This window comes from Micromonospora sp. NPDC049081, assembly GCF_040648835.1.
Lineage (GTDB): Bacteria > Actinomycetota > Actinomycetes > Mycobacteriales > Micromonosporaceae > Micromonospora > Micromonospora antibiotica.
Genome location: NZ_JBEZEK010000003.1, coordinates 333,208 through 350,190, shown reverse-complemented (window position 1 = coordinate 350,190; position 16,983 = coordinate 333,208). Strand labels below are relative to the sequence as shown.

Annotated in this window: 18 protein-coding genes and 2 tRNA genes; 11 read left to right on the top strand and 9 right to left on the bottom strand. The window is 73.4% G+C overall.

Annotated features, from left to right (window positions below; translation table 11 throughout):
- Positions 1 to 77 precede the first annotated feature (77 nt).
- From AB0B63_RS08645 to AB0B63_RS08635, 3 genes are all read left to right on the top strand, one after another.
- Positions 78 to 911 carry a class I SAM-dependent methyltransferase gene (locus AB0B63_RS08645; RefSeq protein WP_208567424.1) on the top strand — a complete coding sequence of 278 codons (834 nt, stop codon included), beginning with the start codon at positions 78 to 80 and terminating at the stop codon, positions 909 to 911.
- Positions 912 to 1,079: 168 nt separating this feature from the next.
- Positions 1,080 to 1,397: a hypothetical protein gene (locus AB0B63_RS08640; protein WP_357015924.1), complete on the top strand. Its 318-nt coding sequence runs from the start codon at positions 1,080 to 1,082 to the stop codon at positions 1,395 to 1,397.
- 63 nt (positions 1,398 to 1,460) lie between these two features.
- A complete protein-coding gene (locus AB0B63_RS08635; protein WP_357015921.1) occupies positions 1,461 to 2,540 on the top strand; it encodes an expansin EXLX1 family cellulose-binding protein in 1,080 nt (359 codons plus the stop codon).
- Between the two features lie 153 nt (positions 2,541 to 2,693).
- Here the strand turns inward: AB0B63_RS08635 and AB0B63_RS08630 are convergent, their stop codons facing one another.
- The 4 genes from AB0B63_RS08630 to bcp all read right to left on the bottom strand — a co-directional run bounded on the left by AB0B63_RS08630 (position 2,694) and on the right by bcp (position 4,809).
- Positions 2,694 to 3,221: a GNAT family N-acetyltransferase gene (locus AB0B63_RS08630; RefSeq protein ID WP_357015918.1), complete on the bottom strand. Its 528-nt coding sequence runs from the start codon at positions 3,219 to 3,221 to the stop codon at positions 2,694 to 2,696.
- 65 nt (positions 3,222 to 3,286) lie between these two features.
- Positions 3,287 to 3,372 (bottom strand) — tRNA-Leu (locus tag AB0B63_RS08625).
- 5 nt (positions 3,373 to 3,377) lie between these two features.
- Positions 3,378 to 4,280, bottom strand: a complete 903-nt coding sequence (locus AB0B63_RS08620; RefSeq protein WP_357015915.1) for a hypothetical protein — start codon at positions 4,278 to 4,280, stop codon at positions 3,378 to 3,380.
- Positions 4,281 to 4,332: 52 nt separating this feature from the next.
- Positions 4,333 to 4,809 carry a thioredoxin-dependent thiol peroxidase gene (gene bcp / locus AB0B63_RS08615; protein ID WP_219467731.1) on the bottom strand — a complete coding sequence of 159 codons (477 nt, stop codon included), beginning with the start codon at positions 4,807 to 4,809 and terminating at the stop codon, positions 4,333 to 4,335.
- Positions 4,810 to 5,159: 350 nt separating this feature from the next.
- Between bcp and AB0B63_RS08610 the strand changes: the two genes are divergently transcribed.
- The 4 genes from AB0B63_RS08610 to AB0B63_RS08595 are packed head-to-tail and all read left to right on the top strand — an operon-like array spanning position 5,160 to position 7,835.
- Positions 5,160 to 5,879, top strand: coding sequence for an energy-coupling factor ABC transporter permease (locus AB0B63_RS08610; protein ID WP_357015911.1), 720 nt, complete (start codon positions 5,160 to 5,162; stop codon positions 5,877 to 5,879).
- Entirely contained in the window at positions 5,876 to 6,289 is a 414-nt protein-coding gene (locus tag AB0B63_RS08605) for a PDGLE domain-containing protein (RefSeq protein WP_208567418.1), read from the top strand. The genes AB0B63_RS08610 and AB0B63_RS08605 overlap by 4 nt, the downstream gene beginning before the upstream one ends.
- A 14-nt stretch (positions 6,290 to 6,303) precedes the next feature.
- Positions 6,304 to 7,074 (top strand): cobalt ECF transporter T component CbiQ, encoded by a 771-nt coding sequence (gene cbiQ, locus AB0B63_RS08600; protein WP_219467737.1) that lies wholly within the window; start codon positions 6,304 to 6,306, stop codon positions 7,072 to 7,074.
- Entirely contained in the window at positions 7,071 to 7,835 is a 765-nt protein-coding gene (locus AB0B63_RS08595; protein WP_208567416.1) for an ABC transporter ATP-binding protein, read from the top strand. The genes cbiQ and AB0B63_RS08595 overlap by 4 nt, the downstream gene beginning before the upstream one ends.
- Positions 7,836 to 7,968: 133 nt before the next feature.
- Here AB0B63_RS08595 and AB0B63_RS08590 read toward each other — a convergent pair whose 3' ends face one another.
- The 3 genes from AB0B63_RS08590 to AB0B63_RS08580 are packed head-to-tail and all read right to left on the bottom strand — an operon-like array spanning position 7,969 to position 10,296.
- Positions 7,969 to 9,063, bottom strand: a complete 1,095-nt coding sequence (locus AB0B63_RS08590) for a hypothetical protein (protein ID WP_357015906.1) — start codon at positions 9,061 to 9,063, stop codon at positions 7,969 to 7,971.
- Positions 9,060 to 9,776 (bottom strand): thioredoxin domain-containing protein, encoded by a 717-nt coding sequence (locus tag AB0B63_RS08585; protein ID WP_357015902.1) that lies wholly within the window; start codon positions 9,774 to 9,776, stop codon positions 9,060 to 9,062. Before AB0B63_RS08585 ends, AB0B63_RS08590 begins: the two co-directional genes overlap by 4 nt.
- Positions 9,769 to 10,296, bottom strand: a complete 528-nt coding sequence (locus tag AB0B63_RS08580) for a MauE/DoxX family redox-associated membrane protein (protein WP_357015990.1) — start codon at positions 10,294 to 10,296, stop codon at positions 9,769 to 9,771. Before AB0B63_RS08580 ends, AB0B63_RS08585 begins: the two co-directional genes overlap by 8 nt.
- Positions 10,297 to 10,640: 344 nt before the next feature.
- Here AB0B63_RS08580 and AB0B63_RS08575 point away from each other — a divergent pair, with 344 nt between their 5' ends.
- Both AB0B63_RS08575 and AB0B63_RS08570 read left to right on the top strand, forming a co-directional pair.
- On the top strand, positions 10,641 to 12,296 hold the full coding sequence (locus AB0B63_RS08575; RefSeq protein ID WP_357015899.1) for a copper resistance protein CopC: 1,656 nt from the start codon (positions 10,641 to 10,643) through the stop codon (positions 12,294 to 12,296).
- A 17-nt stretch (positions 12,297 to 12,313) separates the two neighbouring features.
- Positions 12,314 to 13,048 (top strand): YcnI family protein, encoded by a 735-nt coding sequence (locus AB0B63_RS08570; RefSeq protein WP_208567411.1) that lies wholly within the window; start codon positions 12,314 to 12,316, stop codon positions 13,046 to 13,048.
- Positions 13,049 to 13,279: 231 nt separating this feature from the next.
- Here AB0B63_RS08570 and AB0B63_RS08565 read toward each other — a convergent pair whose 3' ends face one another.
- Positions 13,280 to 14,539, bottom strand: a complete 1,260-nt coding sequence (locus AB0B63_RS08565) for a glycosyltransferase family 87 protein (protein ID WP_357015895.1) — start codon at positions 14,537 to 14,539, stop codon at positions 13,280 to 13,282.
- A 73-nt stretch (positions 14,540 to 14,612) separates the two neighbouring features.
- Between AB0B63_RS08565 and orn the strand changes: the two genes are divergently transcribed.
- Positions 14,613 to 15,203 (top strand): oligoribonuclease, encoded by a 591-nt coding sequence (orn, locus tag AB0B63_RS08560; protein ID WP_091251653.1) that lies wholly within the window; start codon positions 14,613 to 14,615, stop codon positions 15,201 to 15,203.
- Between the two features lie 99 nt (positions 15,204 to 15,302).
- Positions 15,303 to 15,375: transfer RNA gene (locus AB0B63_RS08555), tRNA-His, on the top strand.
- A 197-nt stretch (positions 15,376 to 15,572) separates the two neighbouring features.
- Here the strand turns inward: AB0B63_RS08555 and AB0B63_RS08550 are convergent.
- Complete coding sequence (locus AB0B63_RS08550; protein ID WP_357015892.1) at positions 15,573 to 16,868, bottom strand: Ig-like domain-containing protein; 1,296 nt, start codon at positions 16,866 to 16,868, stop codon at positions 15,573 to 15,575.
- Positions 16,869 to 16,983 lie beyond the last annotated feature (115 nt).

Sequence of the window (16,983 nt, the reverse complement as noted above, 5' to 3'; positions counted from 1 at the left end):
GACGGACCGAGGCCCGAAGAGCCGCCGTACGCTGGACGTTCAGCCGCCCGTCACCTGCGGCTGATAGAAACCGCGCCGTGGATGCGACGAGACTGCGCCGGGCCATCGCCCGCACCCCGCTGGCACCGGTGGCCGCCTTCCCCGGGCGGCTCGCCCGGGTCGCCAGGTACGACGCGAAGGTGCTGCGCACCTCGGCCCGCTGGCTGGCCACCTCCCGGGAGCACCACAACTACACCTACGAACTGACCCGGCTCAGCCGGGAGCACCTGACCTGGTTCGTCAGCGTGGTCTGCGACGTCCCGGTGGCCCGGGTCCGGGGCCATCTCGCCGAGATCACCGGCGACGCGGCGCTGCGCCGGCACATCGAACAGGCCACCGCCCGGTCCGCCCGGCGCGGCCTGGCCGACCGGCGGGTCCGCTACGCGCGCCGGGTCGGCTGGTACGCGATCGTCCGGGCCACCCGGCCCACCCACGTCGTCGAGACCGGCACCGACAAGGGGTTGGGTAGCTGCGTCCTCGCCGCCGCCCTGCTGCGCAACGCCGCCGAGGGGCACCCCGGCCGGCTCACCTCGCTGGACGTCAACCCGGAGGCCGGCTACCTGGCCCGCAGCGCGCCCTGGGCCGACGTGATCGACCTGGTGGTCGGCGACTCGGTCACCGCGATCGCCGCCCTGGAGCGGCCGGTCGACCTGTTCCTGCACGACAGCGACCACAGCCACGACCACGAACGCCGCGAGTTCGACGCCGTCGAGCCGAAGCTGGCCCCCGGCGCGATCCTGCTCACCGACAACGTCACCACCACCGGGGTGCTCGCCGAACACGCCGAACGCACCGGCCGCCGGTTCCTCGCCTACCGCGAGACCCCGCTCGACCACTGGTACCCCGGCGACGGCATCGGTGTCGCCTGGTGAGCGGCCCGCCCCGCGCAGCCGGGGCGACCGCCGTGGACCCGGGTGGGGCGGGCCGCCGTGCCCGACCGGTGCCGGACGGCCGAGTCGTACTCCGCCGGCCGGGTGTTGCCCCCGGCACGGTGCCGGATCGATGATTGCCGAATCGTCACCATCGACGGAGGAGTCGGCATGCAGGTTCTCCACCACCCCCGCGTGGCCTGGGACATGGCCCGCCTGATCGTCGCGAGCGTCCCCGACGACGAACTCTTCGACTGGCTGCGCGCCGAACTCGGTGAACTGCTCGGCCCCGACCACGCCGGCTCCCTCCAGGACACCCGGCGGCGGCTGCTGCCATGGGCCCGGACCACGCCCGAGGCCGCCGCCGTCGAAGCCGGCCGCTGGCGGGTCCGCCTGGAGGACCTGCTGCGTACCCGGCCGGAGACCGCCGAACCGCTACGGTCGCTCACCGTGATCGCGTCGAGCCTCCACCGCAACCGGATCGGCTGACCGGCTTAGCTTTCGCTTAGCCCGCTTGTCCCCGGGTCGTCGACTGCGGCAGCATCGGTCGGCGTGACCGATGGCAGCGTGTCCCAGCAACCCGACCCCGGGCCGGGCGGTCGCACCCCCGCCGCGCGTTCCGGGCCGGGGCGTCGCCGCGCCCGGAGTGGCGGACGTCGCCGCTGGCTGGCCGCCGGTGGCGTCGCCGCGCTCGCCACCGTGCTCGGGCTGAGCCTCGCGCTGCGCTCCGGTGCCGCCCCCGCCTGCGCCGCCCCGCCGGTCGGGCTGGCCGGTGCCGGGCCGGTGGCCGCCGGGCGGCTGGCACTGGCGGCCCCACCCACCGGGAGTACGGTCCACAAGGGGAAAGCCACCTTCTACGACTCGAAGGGGGCCGGTGGGAACTGCTCCTACCCGTCCGCCCCGGCCGACCGGATGTACGTGGCCCTCGGCCCCACCGAGTACAGCGCCGGCGCGGCCTGCGGCGGGTACCTCGACGTCACCGGCCCCCGGGGCACCGTCCGGGTCCTGATCATGGACCAGTGCCCGGAGTGCGCCCCCGGGCACGTCGACCTCTCCCGCGAGGCGTTCGCCCGGATCGCCGACCCGGTGCAGGGCATCGTCAACGTCAGTTACCGCGCGGCCGTCGACCCGCCACTGTCCGGCCCGCTCACCTTCCGGATCAAGGAGGGCGCGTCGCAGTACTGGTTCGCGGTGCTGGTCGCCGAGCACGGCAACCCGCTGCGCGCCGTCGAGGTACGCCAGGGCTCCGGTGCCTGGCGTGCCGCCGCCCGGCAGGACTACAACTACTGGCAGATCGACTCGGGTGCCGGTCCCGGCCCGTACGCCGTCCGGGTCACCGACGTGTACGGCCACCGCGTCACCGCCAGCGGCGTCACCATGTCCCCCGGCCGGGTCCAGCGCAGCACCGTGAAGATGTACGGCGGCAGCGCCCCCGCCGCGCGGAAGAACCCGACCAGCCGGCCGTCCTCCCCGAGCCCCAGCGCCAGCCCGACCCGGGCCACCGCCAGCCCGTCGGCGGTCGCCTCCGCCAGTTCACCCAGCGCGCCGGAGGTCAGCGACCCACCCGCGCTCGCCGCGTCGAAGGCGGAGCCGGGCGCGGGCCGGCCGGTCGACTGCACGTCCCGGAGCTGACTCCCGCCGGTCCTCCACCGCCGCTGCCGGCCTCGGCTCGGCGCGACCAGCCGCGCGTCGCCCGGTCGCCGGAGCGGCCCGTCCGTCGGGAGCGGGGCCGGCCGGACGCCGCCGGGTCGACCCGGTGTCGGTCGAGCGCGGTCCGTCGGACGGTCAGTCCGGGGTGTCCAGGTCCCGCCACATGAGGATCTCGTCCCGGTCGTCGTCGGCTGCCACCCGCAGCGCGCCCGGCAGCCGGCCCACCTCGCGGTAACCGAGCCGGTCGTAGAACCTCTCCAGTCCCAGCCCGCCGCGCACCGTCACGTGCAGCGCCCGCCAACCCAGCTCGGGCGCGCGCCGGGCGGCCTCCCGCATCAGGGCCTGCCCGTGGCCGCGCCCCTGGGTGGCCGGGTGCACCATCACCCGCTTGAGGATGCCCCAGTGCGCCTTCAAGCCGAACCGGTTGTCGGCGAGGAACAGCACCGCGACCGGTCGGTCAGCCTCGTAGCCGACCAGTATCCGGTCCGGACCGTCGGTGACGGCGGCGAAGGTGGACTCGGCGAGGGGACGTACGTCGGCGGTGGTGACCGGGGCGACGAAGCCGACCGCGCCGCCGGCGTTGGTGACGTCGACCCAGAGGTCGACGATCTGCTCACGCAGTGCGGGGGTGAGGTCGGGGTCGAGGACGAAACGCAGGCTCACCCTGCCGATCCTGCTGCGCCGACGCGTCGTGCGCCCGCGAACGTGACCCTCCCGACAGGGCCGTGTGGTGCGGGAGGGGGGACTTGAACCCCCACGTCCTTTCGGACAATAGGACCTAAACCTACCGCGTCTGCCATTCCGCCACTCCCGCTCGGGTCAGAGTTTAGAGCGTCGCGCGGAAACGGTGGAGATCCCGGCCCGGCGCAGAATGTTCGATACCGTCCCGTGACTGACGACGCAGGCGTCGCCGGTCGCCTCACGGATGAACGCGGCGAGTTTCCGTGGCCCCAGATCGGGACGGGCCAGTGCGTACCGCAGGACGGTTTCCTGGTGCGGTGAGCCGCTGCGCGGTCGGAGCGGGACGGCGGCGGTGCCGGTGGTGGCGAGCCGTCGGCGGAGCCGGGCGACGTGGTTGCGGTGACAGCCGATCCGCCGGGCCGCCTCGCTCGGCCCGATGGCACCCGCCTCGACCTGTCGGATCACCTCCGCTACCCGCTCCGCGTCGACAGGTGCCGGGGCCGGCGGACGGGACGCGGCCGGCGGCGGGACGGCGACGCCGGGCACCGCGCCGGACGGGCGGGCCCCGACGCCGGACCGGTGACGCCCGGCGTAGGTCGGGGTCTGGCTGTGGCAGTTCGGGCAGAGCAGCCGCAGGTTCGGCGGCCGGTTGTCGAGGAAGTCGCCGCTGAGGTGGTCCACGTGCAGGGTCAGCGGACGACCCTGCCAGAACGGGCCGGTGCCGCACCCCTCGCACCCGTCAGGGACGCCGATGTCACGCAGCGCGGCCTTCAGGCGGGCTCCCGGCACCCGTCGGGAACCCGGAGGCAGTGGACGCAGAACCTGGACCGACGGGGTGCGCCGCCCGGACGGTCTGCCACCCCCACCCGGCCGGCGGGTGAAGTGGGAGGTGTCGGTGCCCAGTCGTTTGAGCTGGCGACTGATGTGCGCGTGTGAACCACCGCTGAACCGGACCCCGAGAACGCGCAGGACGTCGGCGACACTGCGGGACCCCGCCGCCGCCTGGGCGAGCACCTCCGGTGGATACCTGTATCGGATCACCCACGCACGGTAGCGGCGAGGTCCGACAGCATCGGCCGCCGGCTGGACGCGTTCAGTCGAGGCCGAGGTCGCGGCGCAGCTTGGCGACGTGGCCGGTCGCCTTGACGTTGTAGAACGCGTGCTCGATCTTTCCGTCCGGGTCGATGACGAAGGTGGACCGGATCACCCCGGTCACCGTACGGCCGTAGGACTGCTTCTCGCCGAAGGCGCCGTACGCGGTGAGCACCGCCTTGTCGACGTCGGCGACCAGCGGAAAGGTGATGGCGTCGCGCTCGCGGAACTTCGCCAGCTTGGCGGGCTGGTCGGGGGAGATGCCGACCACTTCGTAACCGGCGGCCTGGAGCGAGGCGAGCGAGTCACGGAAGTCGCAGGCCTGCTTGGTGCAGCCGGGGGTCATCGCGGCCGGGTAGGCGTACAGGATGACCCGGCGACCGCGCAGCGCGGCCAGGGCGAGCGTCTCCCCGGTGTCGGTGGGGAGGGTGAAGTCGGGGGCGGGGTCGCCGGGGGCGAGCCGGTCGGGCGCGGTCATGGCGACGACCCTACCGTCGGGGGGTGACGTGCCGGCTGATCCCCGCCGGGGCGCCCGGGACGTGGTGGCGGTCCCCCGGGCCGTTCGGGCCGGCTGGTGCTCCTGGCCGGCCGGTGCTCCCGGCGGGCGTGCGGAACCCGGTTCTCCGGACGACCCGCATGGTCCGGTGTTCCGGCCGGGTGGGCGGGACCCGGGGCGGCCGGGCAATGGCCCGGTGTTCCGGCCGCGTGGGCGGGACCCGGGCGGCCGGGCGATGGCCCGGTGGTGAACAACGCAGTGCCTTGTTGCCGCATCTTGGCAACAACAGCCAACGGGAAATAGGCTGGGCACGCCGGCCGACTGGAGGTCATGTGGAAACCCTGGCGATGCACATCTCGAACGGGATCATCAACGGTCCCGTCGCGGGCGTCTTCGCGGCCGTCGCGCTGGCCGCCCTGACCTTCTGCGTGCTGCGCGGCCGGCGTGACCTGGACGACCGGCTCGCGCCGATGGCCGGCCTGGTCGCCGCGTTCATCTTCGCCGTGCAGATGCTCAACTTCCCGATCTTCACGGCCGGGGTCTCCGGTCACCTGCTCGGTGGCGCGCTCGCCGCCCTGCTGGTCGGCCCGTGGGTCGGCGCGCTCTGCGTGTCGGTGGTGCTGATCGTGCAGGCCCTGGTCTTCGGCGACGGCGGCGTCGCGATGCTCGGCCTGAACATCACCAACATGGCGCTGCTCGGCACCGCGGCGGCGTACCTGCTGATCGCCGGCCTGCTGCGGGTGCTGCCCCGCACCCCCACCGGCCTGGCGGTGACCGCCTTCGTCTCGGCGCTGGTCAGCGTGGTCGTCGCCTCCCAGGGGTTCGTCCTGCAGTACTGGCTCGGCGGCACCACCGACCTGGGCGGCAACCTGACCGGCCTGGCCGGCACGATGGCCGGGGTCCACCTGCTGATCGGCATCGGCGAGGGGCTGATCACCGCGACCACGGTCGCCACCGTGGCCAAGGTCCGACCCGATCTGGTGTACGCGTTGCGCGCGCTGAAGCCGGCGACCGCGCCGGCCCCTGTCCCGGCTGTCGGAGGTGCCCGGTGAGGAAGCGTTCCTGGGGTTTCGTGGCGGTGGGCCTGCTGGTCGCCCTGGTGTTGGCCGGGGTGGTCAGCAACTACGCCTCGTCGCACCCCGACGGTCTGGACTCGTCGCTGCTCAAGGGCTGCACGGTGAACGCCGACGACGAGATCACCGGCGGTTCCTGCCCGGCCCGGCAGGCGAAGGACCATGAGCTGGCCGACAGCCCGCTGGCCGACTACGGCATCCGGGGCGTGGACAACGGCTTCCTCTCCACGGGCCTGTCCGGGGTGGTCGGGGTGCTGCTCACCTTCGCCGTCGGTGGTGGCCTGTTCTGGCTGCTGCGTGGTCGCCGCCCGGCGGGCGGTGACGGTCAGCCGGCCGGCACCGACGGCGGCGCGCGTGACGACCGGCAGCCCGCCGGCACCGCCGGCTGACCGGGCGGTACGACGTGGGTGCCGGACACGCGCACGTGCTCTACCGGGACACCCCCTCCCCGGTGCACCGGCTGGCGCCCGAGGTGAAGATCGCCGCGATGGTGCTGTTCACCATCGCCGTGGTGGCCACCCCACGCGAGGCGTTCTGGGCCTTCGGCGGGTACGCCGTGCTGGTCGCCGTCGTCGCCGCACTGGCCCGGGTCGGCCCGCGCTGGCTGCTGCTGCGCGCCACGATCGAGGTGCCGTTCGTGCTGTTCGCGGTCGCCCTGCCGTTCCTCGGTGCGGGCGCGCGCACCGAGTTCGTCGGGTTGAGCCTGTCGGTGGACGGCCTGCACGGGGCGTGGAACATCGTCGCCAAGGGCACCCTGGGGGTGCTCGCGTCGCTGCTGCTGGCCGCCACGACCACCACCCGGGACCTGATCGTCGGCCTGGACCGGCTGCGCTGCCCGCAGATCATCACCCAGATCGCCACGTTCATGCTGCGCTACCTCGATGTGCTGGTCGGTGAGGCCCGCCGGATGCGGGTGGCCCGGATCTCCCGGGGCGACGACCCGCGTTTCCTGTGGCAGTTGCGCGGCTTCGCCGCCGGGGTGGGCGCGTTGTTCCTGCGGGCCTTCGAACGTGGTGAGCGGGTCTACCTGGCGATGCTCTCCCGGGGCTACACGGGGCGGATGCCGGCGGTCTGGCAGGGGTCCGGCGCGGCGACCGCCGGGCAGTGGGTGGCGGCGGCCACCGTGCCGCTGGTGGCGGTGACGATCGCCGCCACCGCCGTCGTCCTGACATGATCGGGTACGTGCAGACCGCTGTCTCCCTCGACGTCCGTGGCGTCCGGTACGCGTACCCGGACGGTCACGTCGCCCTGGCCGGGGTGGACCTGGCCGTGCCGCGCGGTGGGCGGGTGGCCCTGCTCGGCCCGAACGGCGCCGGCAAGACCACGCTGGTGCTGCACCTCAACGGCATCCTCACCCCGACCGAGGGGGTGGTGAGCGTGGGTGGGCTGACGGTGTCCCGGGACCGGGACACCCTGGCCGAGATCCGTCGCCGGGTGGGCATCGTCTTCCAGGACCCGGACGATCAGCTCTTCCTGCCCACGGTGGCCGAGGACGTGGCGTTCGGCCCGGCCAACCTGGGGTTGCGCGGGGCCGAGCTGGCCGCCCGGGTGGATGAGGCGCTGACCGCGGTGGGGATGGCCGAGCACCGGGACCGGGCCCCGCACCACCTGTCGTTCGGGCAGCGTCGCCGGGTGGCGGTGGCCACCGTGCTGGCGATGCGCCCGGAGATCCTGGTCCTCGACGAGCCGTCGTCCAACCTGGACCCGGCGGCCCGCCGGGAGTTGGCCGGGATCCTGCGCGCCCTGCCGGTGACCCTGCTGATGGTCACCCACGACCTGCCCTACGCGGCGGAGCTGTGCGAGCGGGCGGTCATCCTGGACGCCGGCCGGATCGTCGCCGACGCCCCCACCGCCGACCTGCTCGCCGACGCGGAGCTGCTCTCCCGCCACCGCCTGGAACTGCCCTACGGCTTCCACCCCCGACCGATCGGCTGACCACCGCCGACAGGCGACTCCCACGGGCGCACCCCGCGCTGCGTGGGGGCGGGTTCGGTGCCGGCCGGCGGGGCCCCACCGGCGGCGGCCCGGGTCCCGGGCCGGACGGCGACGGGGCACCCCGGGTCGCCGGTCAGGTCCGGGCCGGGTCGGCGGCGGGTCGGGGCGCGGCGGCGCGGGTGGCGGCGTGCAGCCGGAGCAGGCCGGCGGCGACCGCGCCGACCCCGGCGACCAGTACCCCGGTCAGCAGCACCCGCGCGACGCCGCCGGACCAGGGCGCGGGGGCGACGGCGCGGGACAGCACGGTCAGGTTGGCGACGCCGACGACGAGGGTCAGGCACGCCCCGGCCAGCGCGAGCACGAAGTCGGCGGCGGGCCGGCGGGCCAACGCCCACCCCCCGGCGGCCACCGCACCCAGCCCGGTCAGCAGCGGCCAGAGTTGCCCGGCGGCCAGCCCGAGCAGCACCCCGCCGACGCCCTGCGCCCCGGCGTCCAGCTCCCGGCCCAGCACCAGGGCGACGGCGGCGGCACCACCGAGGGCGAGCACCGCGCCGACGCCGCGCAGCGCCCGGGTCCCCGCGCCGGTGCCGGCCGGCAGCAGCCCCGCCGCGCCGACCAGCAGGACGCCGAGGGTGGCGGCCACCCACCACGGGTACGGGTCCGGCGGCGGCACCCAGTCGAGGGTGCCGCGCAGCTCGACCGGTTCGTCGCCGTCGCGCAACGGCACCGTCCACTCCCGGACCCGGTGCTCCCGGCCCGGGTCGGCGGCCACCGGGGTGGGCACCCCGGACTCCCGCCACAGGGCCCGCTGATCGTGCCAGCGGACCCGCCTGTCGTCGCCGATCCGACGCCACTGCGGGGCGGCGGCCGGGTCGGCGGTGGCGGGCAACGCGGTGTCCCCGGCCAGGGTGCGGTTGAGGTACGTGGCGGGGGAGCGGACGTTCTCGTACACCCCGCCCGGCCCGACCCGCAGGTACGGCTCCCCGGAGTAGCCGATCACCTCGACGTCCCGGTCGGAGTGGTTGACCAGTTCCAGCCGGGCACCCGCCTCGACGGCCCGCGCGGTCAGCCCCGGCCGGGCCGGGGTGATCCCGGTCACCATGGTGCGGTAGTCGGTGCCGTCGGGGGCGTCCGCCCCGTGCGCGTACGCCGGTGCGGCGCAGCCGAGCAGGCCGAGCAGTACGGCGGCGAGCAGCAGGACGGCCCGCCGCAGGGGTGCCGGGGTCACTTGCCGGCCGCCTCCACCGCTGCGGTGATGCCGGCCGGGCTGCGGTCGGACACGGCGGTGCCGTTCACCTTGAGGGTCGGGGTGCCGGTGACCCCGTCCTTGCTGGCGTCTTCGGTGACGTGTTCGGTCCACGCCGTGTACGTGCCGTCCTTGACGCAGGTACCGAAGTCGTCCTTGTTCAGCCCGACGCCCGCGCCGATGTCGATCAGCTGCTCGTTGCTCAGCCCGGCGCTGCCCTCCGGCGGCTGCTGGGCGAAGAGCGCGTCGGTGAACTCCTTGAACTTGCCGCCCTTGGCGGCGCAGCCGGACGCGGCCGAGGAGCGGGTGGAGTATTCGGTGGTGGAGAACCGGTTGAGGTAGGCGACCGGGTGGAAGACCACCTTGGCCTTGCCGGAGGAGACCAACTGGTTGATGGTCTCCCCGCTGGTCTGCTGGAACTCCTTGCAGACCGGGCAGAGGTAGTCCTCGTAGAGGTCGATGGTGACGGGCCCGGTGCCGAGCACGACGCCGGTGCCGGCGTCGTTCGCCCCGGGCGGTGCGGTGAAGGTGTCCGACTTCTGGCTGGAGTAGACGCTCCACCCGATCAGGCCGGCGATGACCAGCACCACCACCGCCCCGACGGAGGTCCAGAGGGTCCGCTTGCGGCGCTTCTCGCGGGCGAGCTGCTCGCGGACGACCCGCGCGGCCTGGTTGCGTTCCTTGCGACTACTCATCGTCGTCCTCCTCCACGGGTGGGTCGCCCGCGAGCCAGCCGTCCACCGAGTACGGGCTACGGGGCCAGATCAGCAGGAATCCGGCCAGCGCCAGGAATCCCAGGTCCCGGAGTATCTCCGGGAGGTAGCTCGGGGCCTGGCCGGCGGCGAGCTGCCCGCCGCTGCCGAAGCACCCGCAGTCGATGGCCAGGCCGCGCGCCCAGGCCGAGGCGATGCCGGCGATGAAGACCACCAGCAGCGCGGCGGAGATCCCGGCGCTCAGCCGGGTCGCCAGCCCGGCGAGCAGGAGCAGGCCCAGCGCCAGCTCCACGAACGGCAGCGCGGCCCCGATCGCCGTCGCCACCTCGTAGGGCATCACCTGGTACGCGTTGACGGCCCGTCCGGAGGCGGCCAGGTCACCGACCTTGGCCCCACCGGCGAACAGCCAGACGGCGGCGAGGCCGAGCCGGGCGGCGAGGCCGAGCCAGGGCCGGACGACGGGCCAACGGCCGGCGGGGGTACGCGCTGCGGTCACACCCATTGGTCGTACCGCCCGGTCGGTGGGTTCCCCGGGGTGGGTGGTCGCCGGGTCGCCGGTGGCCGGTGGCCGGTGGCCGGTCAGCGGGCCGTCACCGGTGGTGGCGGAGGGGTCGCGGTGGGCGGGGATCACGACTAGCCACGCTACGCGGCGTGGCGGGGAGGGGCAGGGTCCTTCGACCCTTTGAATGGTCCCGCTCACGCCGGGAACTTTTCCCCACCGCCGAACGACTACCCGTTCATGACGTCCCACCACCTACGGCAGGCGCCCCGGCCGCCGTGGACGCGCCGTGCCGTCGTGGGGTGGCCGGGTGGGCGTATCGGCCTCCGGTCAGCGAGCATGGCGGGATGAACGCCGTCGATCGTCGCTGGTTGGCCCGCGCGGGTGCCGCCGCCGGCCTGCTGATCACCCTCGTCGCCCTGTTGCTCGCCCCGGCCGGGCCGGCGAGCGCCCACGCCGTGTTGTCCAGCAGCAGCCCGGTGGCCTCGGCGGTGGTGCCGAGCGCCCCGTCGGAGGTGGTGCTGACGTTCAGCGAGTCGGTCCGCAAGGTGCCCGACAAGGTGCGGGTCATCGCCCCGGACGGTTCCCGGGCGGATCGGGGCGAACCCCGCTTCGAGGGCTCGGTGGTGACGATCGGGGTGGACCCGGCCGGGCCGCAGGGCACCTACCTGGTCAGCTACCGGGTGATCTCCGCCGACAGCCACCCGGTGTCCGGTGCGTTCACCTACTCGGTGGGGGCGCCGTCGACGCCGCCGACCGACGCCGGCTCGGACAGCCGGGCCGACCCGGTGGTCGGGGTCGGCGTGAAGGTGACGAAATACCTGGGGTACGCCGGTCTGCTGCTGGTGGTGGGTCCGGCGCTGGTGCTGGCCGCGCTCTGGCCGCTGCGGCTGTCCCGGCGGGGGCCGGCCCGGCTGCTCTGGTCCGGGGTGGGGCTGCTGGCCGTCGCGACGGTGGCCGAGGTGTGGATGCAGGTGCCGTACACCGCCGGTGGGGGGTTGTTCGACGTCACCGGGGAGGGCCTGTCCGAGGTGCTGGGCAGCGGGTACGGCACCGCACACCTGATCCGGCTGGGCCTGCTGGCGGCGGCGGTGTTCCTGCTCCGGCCGCTGACCCGGGGGCCGGTGGGGCGTACCGACGGGATCATCCTGACCGGGCTGGGGGTGGCCGGGTTGTTCACCTGGCCGTTGGCCGGGCACCCGGCTGCCTCCCCGGCACCGGCGGTGTCGGTGCTCGTCGACGCGGTGCACCTGGGCAGCATGGCGGTCTGGTTGGGCGGGCTGGTGATGCTGGCCGGGTTCCTGCTGCGCCGGGCCGACGAGCGGGAGCTGGGGGCGATCCTGCCGATCTGGTCCCGCTGGGCGGCGTTGGCGGTGGCGGCGTTGCTGCTGGCCGGCGTCGTGCAGGGGCTGATCGAGGTGGGCACCGTCGCGGCCCTCACCGGCACCACGTACGGCCGGCTGCTGCTCGCCAAGATCGGGCTGTTCGCGCTGGTGGTGGGGGTGGCCGCGTACTCCCGACAGTTGGTGCGACGGCGGACGGCGGCGGCCCGGCCGGTGCCGGTGCGGCGCGCGGTGTGGGTGGAGTTGGCGATCACCGCGGTGATCCTCGGCGTCACGGCGACCCTGGTGCAGACCCCACCGGCCCGGACCGCCGTCGACGGCGGCTCCGGCGCCGACGCCGGCTACTACTCGACCACGCTGACCAGCCCGCTCTTCTCGCTCCAGGTGGAGCTGGACCCGGCCGAGCGGGGCAACAACTCGATGCACCTGTACGCCTACACGCCGGACAACCGCCCGCAGCCGGTGGTGGAGTGGAAGGCCACCGCCGCGTTGCCCTCGGCCGGGGTGGAACCGATCGACATTCCGCTGCTCAAGCTCACCGACAACCATGCGACGGGGGAGTTCAGCTTCCCGTCGGCGGGCCAGTGGCAACTGCGTTTCACGGTCCGTACGTCCGACATCGACCAGGCCACGGTGACCGCCACCGTGCCGATCAAGTAAGGAAGGGCCCGTCCCCGATGATCCGTATCCGGCGCTCCGCATCCGCCGCCGCGCTCACCCTCGCCGCCGTCACCGCCACGGTGCTCGGCTTCACCGGGCCGGCCGCGGCGCACGTCACGGTCAACCCGAAGGAGGCGACCCAGGGCGGCTATGGCCGGTTCGCCATCCGGGTGCCCAACGAGAGCGACACCGCCTCCACCGTCAAGATCGAGGTGAACCTGCCGGAGAACGCCCCGGTCGGCTCGGTCTCCACGATGCCGGTGCCGGGGTGGACGGTGGCGGTGGAGAAGCGCAAGGTGGACCCGCCGATCGAGGTGCACGGCAGCCAGCTCACCGAGGCGGTGTCCAAGCTGACCTGGACGGCCGCCGCCGGTGGGGGCGTCAAGCCTGGCGAGTTCCAGGAGTTCCCGATCTCGTTGGGTCCGCTGCCGCAGGTGGACAAGATGGTCCTCAAGACGCTCCAGACCTACTCCGACGGCAACGTGTCGCGCTGGATCGAGGAGCCCACGCCGGGCGCGGAGGAGCCGGAGAACCCGGCGCCGGTGCTGACCCTGACCGCGGCGGCCGGGTCGCCCTCGGCGGCCCCGGCGGCGGCGGGCACGCCGGCCGCGAAGGACGACGACGATGACGACGACTCGGGCTCGACGGCGGTCGTGCTGGGTGTCGTCGGTCTGCTGGCGGGGCTCGGTGGGCTGGCCCTCGGCGGGTTGGCCTTCGCCCGGACCCGGCGGGAGCCGACGCCGAAGTCCTGACCCGTTCCACCGCGCACCGGCCCGTCGGACCTGTCCGGCGGGCCGTTCGCGTCGTGCGGTGGCGTCGGACGGTCGCGTCGTGCGGTGGCGTCGGATGGGCGTGGACACGGTGACGGCCCTCCGCGCTGCCGACGCGGAGGGCCGTCTTCACCGGGGGATCGGTGCGCTGCGAGCCATGACTGGCTGACGCCAGATTACCGCTAAAAGTCGGATAGTGGAATATCTGTCCCTTTATGGGGTCGGTCGACCGCTCGACCGACGCTCCCGTCGGACCGGCAGCAGCACCAGCAGCAGCAGCGCCAGCAGCACGTACGCGTTGCGCAGCAGGAACTCCCAGGGGGTGTCCGTGCGGGCCGGCGCCACCCCCCAGTCGTAGAACGAGACCACCCCGTAGACGATCACCAGGCCGGTGCCGGTGGCGAGGGTGAGCAGCCGGCGACGGCGTCGCGCCCCCGCCTCGGTCTCCCGGTCGGCGTCGAGCGCGGCGTCCACCAGCACCACCACCGCCGGAATGAACCAGTAGATGTGGTGGGTCCAGGTGATCGGGCTGACCAGTCCGCCGACCAGGCCGGTGAGGGTGAGCCCGGTCAACCAGTCGCCGGCCGCGGCGGCCCGGGCCGCCCGCCACAGCCCGTACCCGAGGATCGCCACGACCAGCACCAGCCAGAGCAGCCGGTTCGGCTCCTGCGGCGCGTCGATCCGGCTGAGTAGACCGAACAGCGACTGGTTGCCGGTGTAGTCGGTGCGCCCGACCCGGTCGGTGGCCCACAACTCATGGGTCCAGAACCGCCACGAGTCGCGGGGGGCCACCGCGGCGGCCAGCAGCGTCGCCGCCGCCGCCGTGACACTCGCCACCACGGCCGCCCGCCAGCGCCGGGTCACCAACAGGTAGACGATGAAGATGCCCGGAAAGAGCTTGAGCGCCGTGGCCAGCCCGACGCCCACCCCGGCCCACCGTCGCGCCTGCGGTACGGCGAAGAGCAGGTCGGCCAGGATCAGCACCACCAGCAGCATGTTGATCTGACCGAAGGTGATCGTCTCCCGGGTGCTCTCCACCGCGAAGACCAGCAGCACCGCCACGGTGAGCGCGAACGTCCGGTGCAGACCGTGCCGCTCGATCACCGGCAGCACCAGCCACCGGGTGGTCACCACCACGGCGACGCAGGTCAGCGCGGTGAAGATGACGATCGTCAGGCCCAGCGGCAGCACCCCGAACGGCCGCAACAGCAGGGCACTGAACGGCGGGTACGTGAAGTACAGCTCACCCTGCACCCGGTCGGGCTGCACGTAGTCGTAGAGCGGATGCCCGGACGCCCACCAGTCCATCGCCCGCATGTAGATCTTCAGGTCGAAGAAGTCGTGCACCAGGCCCGGCAGGTAGAGCGCCGGCAGCACGGCCGCCAACGCCACCACCGTGACGACCCGGCGGGCCGTACGGCTCCGCTGGTCCTCCGGGGCGTTGACGGGGGAAGCGACGGATTCGGCGGGCACGGGGAAACCCTAGCGGTCCCACCCCGCGACAGTGCCGAGGCGCGGGCACCTGGGCTGCGCGTAGTCTGTCCCGGTGGCTGACCTTCTCGTCTGGATCGACTGTGAGATGACCGGGCTCGACCTCGGTAGCGACAAGCTGATCGAGGTGGCCGCACTGGTCACCGACCCCGACCTCAACGTGCTGGGTGAGGGTGTGGACGTGGTCATCCACGCCGACGAGGCGGCCCTGGAGGCGATGCCGGAGGTCGTCCGCACCATGCACGCCAAATCGGGTCTCACCGAGGAGGTGCGCCGCTCCACCGTCACCCTCGCCGAGGCTGAGGACCTGGTCCTGGAGTACGTCACCAGCCACGTGAAGGACCCGCGTACCGCGCCGCTGTGCGGCAACTCGATCGCCACCGACCGGGGCTTCATCGCCCGGGACATGACCCGGCTCGACGCCCACCTGCACTACCGCATGATCGACGTGTCGTCGATCAAGGAACTGTGCCGGCGCTGGTACCCCCGGGTGTACTTCGGCCAGCCGCGCAAGGGGCTGGCGCACCGGGCCCTGGCCGACATCCAGGAGAGCATCCGGGAGTTGGAGTACTACCGGCGCACCCTGTTCGTGCCGCTACCCGGCCCGGACGTCGAGACGGCGAAGGCGATCGCGGCACAGCTCTAGGCCGGTGCCGGCCGGCCGGCGGAACCCGCTGGACGGCCCCCGCCCGGGTGTGGCTATTATTAGTCCGCACCCGCCCGGGAAACCGGCGCGGACGGCATGGTGGCTGTAGCTCAGTTGGCAGAGCACCGGGTTGTGGTCCCGGTTGTCGTGGGTTCAATTCCCATCAGTCACCCGGTTGGTGGATCCGCTCCACCGCAGCTCAGGCCCCCTCAATCGAGGGGGCCTGAGTCGTTCCAGGAGGCGTCCAGGGGCTGGCCCGGCGGGCAGTACACCCCGCACGCGGACCGGCCCCCGCCTGATGACGGGGGCCGGTCGTGGAAGATCGGCGCGTGCCGGTCGGTCAGGACCCGGCTGGCCGGCTGCGGTCGGTCAGGGCGTCGGCTCGGCGCTCGGCGTGGCGGTGGCCCCGTCGGGGGAGGCGTCGGTGTCCGGCTGCCCGGCGTCCGGGTCGTACGGCAGGGCGCTGCCCTTGACGTACTGGTCCCAGCTCATGTTCCAGTCGGTCCAGCCGTTGCCGTTCTGGAGCTTGCGTTCGGTGCCCTTGACCGTGATCGGGTCACCGATCTTGGTGTTGGCGAACAGCCAGGCACCGTCCTTCATCGACACGTTGACGCAGCCGTGCGACACGTTCGTGGTGCCCTGCTGACCCTCCGACCAGGGGGCGGCGTGGATGAACTCGCCACCCCAGGTGAGCCGCTGGGCATAGTCGATCTTGGTGCGGTAGCCCTCCTCCGGGCCCAGCTCCTCCATCGTGTCGAAGACCGTCTTGCGGAGCTTCTCGATCACCACCATCGTCCCGCTGGACGACGGGGTGCTCTTCTTGCCCAGGCTGACCGGGATCGTCTTGACGACCTTGCCGTCCTTGGTGACGGTCATCCGCTTGGTCTTGTTGTCGACCTGCATCACCACCGACGGGCCGACCTTGACGTCCACCGTCAGGTCGGACCGGCCGTACCAGCCGCCGCCCATCGGCAGCCCGCCGGCCCGCACCTGGTACGACACCGTGGTGCCCGACTGCCAGAACTCCTTGGGCCGGTAACGGACCTCGGTGGGGCTGACCCAGTGCCAGACGCCCTCCTGGGCCGGGGTGCTGGTGACCGACATCCGGCGCTGCACGTCGTCGCGGTAGTCCTCCGGCACGGCCCGACCGAACTTCACGATCAGCGGCATGGCCACGCCGACCACCTGGTTGTCACCGAGGAAGCTGGTGACCCGCACCTGCTTGTCCGGCTTGGCCATCACCGTGAAGGCACTGGTGGCCGTCGCCGGCTTGCCGTCCTCACCGGTCGCCGTCACCGTGGCGGTGTACTTCTCCCCGTACTCCAGGGTGCCGTCGGGGAGCCAGCTCGCGCCGTCCGCGGCGAGCTTGCCCTCGACGGCCTTGCCGGCGGCGTCGGTGAGCGCGACGGTGGTGTCCTTGGCATCCTTGGCGGTGAAGACGATGCCGGTGGAGGCCGGGACGTCGGTGGCGTCGGCCTTCGGTTCGGTGATCGTCGCGCTGGCCTTCGGCGCGGCCTCCTCGCCGCCGCCCTGCCAGCTCGACGGCTTGTCGCCGCCCGAGCCGGTGCAGGCGGAGGTGAGGGCCAGCGCCGCGGCGAGGACCCCCGCCGCGAGCACCCGGCGGCGACCGGTACGCCCGGTCAGGTGGTCCTGGACAACTCGCATGATTCCCTCACAGTCGTGGTCCCCGATGTCCCATCGTCCCTCACAGACGCGGCGGCACGCCCGTCGGTTGCGAAGGGTGAACTGAAACACGCCGCCGAGCGGGGTGCGATGACGA